This is a genomic window from Streptomyces sp. NPDC048424, from assembly GCF_040651555.1.
GTDB lineage: Bacteria > Actinomycetota > Actinomycetes > Streptomycetales > Streptomycetaceae > Streptomyces.
In genome coordinates this window covers 1-3,312 of record NZ_JBEZKE010000081.1, presented here as the reverse complement: position 1 = coordinate 3,312, position 3,312 = coordinate 1, and the positions used below count along the sequence as shown (strand labels likewise).

General features: G+C 72.1%; 3 protein-coding genes. 1 reads left to right on the top strand and 2 read right to left on the bottom strand.

The genetic code is table 11. From position 1 onward, the window contains the following. A partial coding sequence (locus AB0D29_RS38675) for an amidohydrolase family protein (RefSeq protein WP_362860523.1) occupies positions 1-788 on the bottom strand: 788 nt, incomplete at its 3' end. A 56-nt stretch (positions 789-844) separates the two neighbouring features. Beyond that, positions 845-1,624, bottom strand: coding sequence for an urease subunit gamma (gene ureA, locus AB0D29_RS38670; protein ID WP_362860522.1), 780 nt, complete (start codon positions 1,622-1,624; stop codon positions 845-847). Positions 1,625-1,780: 156 nt separating this feature from the next. Between ureA and AB0D29_RS38665 the strand changes: the two genes are divergently transcribed. Further along, the gene (locus AB0D29_RS38665; RefSeq protein ID WP_362860521.1) at positions 1,781-3,214 is read left to right on the top strand and encodes a cytosine permease; all 1,434 of its coding nucleotides are present in this window, start codon (positions 1,781-1,783) and stop codon (positions 3,212-3,214) included. Positions 3,215-3,312 lie beyond the last annotated feature (98 nt).

Sequence of the window (3,312 nt, the reverse complement as noted above, 5' to 3'; positions counted from 1 at the left end):
ATGGTCCGGCCGTCCAGCACCCGCAGGGTGTCCTCGACGGACAGGCACTCGTTGAGGCCGTCGCTGTGCAGGGCGACCTGGACGTCGTGCTCCTCCGCGACCCGCAGGGCGGTGTCCAGGGCGCGGGTGTGGGCGCCCATGTCCTCGTGGACCTTGAAACCGGAGGCGCCGCCCTCGGCCAGCGCCTCCACCAGCGGAGCCGCGTCCGAGGACGAACCCCGGGCCAGGAAGCCGATGTTGACGGGCCAGGCGTCGAAGGCGTTGAAGGCGTGCTTCAGTGCCCACGGGGAGTTGACGCCGACGCCCCAGACCGGGCCGAACTCCTGGCCGATGACCGTGGTGACACCCGCGGCGAGCGAGGCCTCCATGATCCGCGGGGAGAGGAGGTGGACGTGGGTGTCCACGGCTCCCGCGGTGGCGATCAGGCCCTCGCCGGAGACGATCGAGGTGCCGGTGCCGACGACCACGTCGACGCCGTCGAGGGTGTCCGGGTTGCCGGCCCGGCCGATCGCGTGGATGCGGCCCTCACGGATGCCGATGGACACCTTGCGGATGCCGAGCACCGCGTCGATGACCAGGACGTTGCTGATCACCACGTCACAGGTCTCGCGGACCGCGGCCGCCTTCAGGTGCAGACCGTCACGGGCGGTCTTGCCGAAGCCCGCCAGGAACTCGTCACCCGGCTTCTGGGCGTCCGATTCCACCCGGACGGTCAGCCCGGAGTCGCCGAGCCGGACCCGGTCCCCGGCGCGGGGGCCGAAGACGGAGGCGTACTCGTGCGGGTCGATGTGCCGGCTGCCCGGCGCGCAGTGTGCGCTGTGATCGCTGTGCGGGGTCTGCCTGCTCACGTCTGCGCTCCGTCCGCTCGGTCGGTGCCGTCGGCCTGTCCGGCCCGTCCGGCTTCAAGGCTGGGGGAAGCCGGGGCCGGGGCCGGGTCCTCGGCGACCGCGCCCAGGTAGCCGCACGCCTCGGCCCGGGCCAGCGCGAGCGCCTTGGTTCCGGGGGCGTCCAGCGGGCCGTCGACCAGGCCGGCGAAGCCGATCGCGATGCGGTCGCCGCCGATGGGGACGAGGCCCACCTCGCCCTCGCCGTGCGGGTCGAACCGTACGGACGAGCCCGCGGGCACGCACAGCCGCATCCCGTAGGCCGCGGCGCGGTCGAAGTCGAGCCGCGGGTTGGCCTCGAAGAAGTGGAAGTGGGAGGTGACGCTCACCGGCACGGCGGCGGTGTTGCGCACGTGCAGGTGCACCACCGGCTCCGGCTGGGGGACACCGGGTCCGGGGACGACCGCGCCCGGGGCGTCGTCGCCGAGCGGCTGCGCGCCCCGGATCGGCGACGAGACCACCGCGAGCCGGGATCCGTCGTCGAAGACCGCCTCCACGTGCACCTCGGTGACCACGTCGGAAACGCCCGGCAGGACGTCGCCGGGGCCCAGCACGCTGCGGGCCTCCTCGATGGCCTCCGCGAGCCGCTTGCCGTCGCGCGCGGCCTCGCAGACCGTGTCCGCGATCAGCGCGGTGGCTTCCGGGACGTTGAGTTTCAGGCCGCGGGCCCGCCGGGCCCTGGCCAGTTCCGCTGCGCTGCGGAGCAGCAGCCGGTCGCGCTCCGTAGGGGTCAGCCGCACGCCGATCCACCACCTCTTGAGTCGATGGGTTAGAGCATCACTCTAACTCTTCATTTCGTTGTAGGGAATCATTGACCTGGGACATGGGCTTGAGTCACATTGAGTGTCGCTCAAACAAATGCGAACCACCCCCCGCCCTGCCAAGGGAGTCCCCCCATGCCCATCGAACAGCGCGGAGTCGACACCATCCCGGAGGAGGAGCGGACGAGCGGTCCCCGTGACCTGATCTCGATCCTCCTCGGCTCCAACCTCTGCCTCGGTGTGATCGTCTTCGGCTGGCTGCCCCCGTCCTTCGGACTGGGCCTGTGGCCCTCGGTCACCGCCATCGTGACCGGCACGCTCGTCGGTATCGCCTTCACCGCGCCGCTGGCGCTCGTCTCCCTGCGCACCGCGACCAACCTCTCCACCTCGAGCGGCGCGCAGTTCGGCGTCCGCGGCCGGCTCGTCGGCTCGGTGGTGGGCCTGCTGCTCTCGCTCGGCTACACCGCCCTCACCCTGTGGATCGGCGGCGACGTGATGGTGGGCGCCCTCTCCCGGCTCACCGGGCTTCCGGACACCGGTGTCTCGCGCGCGGCGATGTACGGGGTGCTCGCCGCCTGTACCGTCGTCGGGGCCGTCTTCGGCTACCGGCTCCTGCTGCGCATGAGCAAGGTGCTCTCCATCGGCATGGTGGTCCTGCTGGCCGTCGGCTTCCTCGCCTACGCCCCGGACTTCACCACCGCCGCCCCGCCGGAGACCCCGTACCTGCTCGGCTCCTTCTGGCCGACGTGGCTGCTGGCCGCCGTCGCCGCCGGGCTCAGCGGGCCCGTCGCCTTCATCACCCTGCTCGGCGACTACACCCGCTACATCTCCCCGCGCCGGCACCGCTCCCGCAAGGTGCTCTGGGCCACCGCCTTCGGCCTGCTGATCGGCTTGCTGATACCGCAGCTGTTCGGTACGTACACCGCGCTGGCCGCCAGGGCGGGGCTGGACTACGCCGGGCCGCTCGTCGAGACCGCGCCGTTCTGGTACCTGGTCCCGCTGCTGGTCGCCGCGGCGGCCGGCTCGGTGGGCAACGCCGGGCTGATGCTCTACTCCATGGGCCTGGACCTCGACGCGATCGTCCCCAAGGCCACCCGCACCACCGCCACCCTGGTCGCCGCGGCCGTCGCCACCGCCTTCGTCTTCTTCGGCTCCTTCGAGTGGGACGTGCAGTCCGCGATGACCTCCTTCGTGCTGCTGCTGACCGCGATCGGCACCCCGTGGGCCGTCATCACCCTCATCGGGTACGTGCGCTGCCGCGGGGTGTACGACGCCGACGCGCTCCAGGTCTTCAACCGCCGCTCGGTGGGCGGGATCTACTGGTACCGCTCCGGCTGGAACCTCGCGGCCACCGCCTCCTGGGCGATCGGTGCGGGCGTCGGCCTGCTCGCCGTGACCACCCCCTTCTACGCGGGCCCGCTGCTCGCCCTCACCGGTGGCGTGGACTGCTCCTTCGTCCTCTCCGGCCTGACGGGCGGGCTCGTGTACACCGCGCTCACCGCCCGCCGCTCCCCCGCCCCGGTCCCGGCGCTCGCCGCCACCGCCACCGAGGAGCCCGCGAACGCCTGAGCACCCCCGTACGTACGCAGGCCTTCTGGCCGCCGTTGTTCTGTCCTCCCTGGTTCTGGCCGCCCTGCGTCTGGCCGTTGTTCTGACCCCCTTGGTTC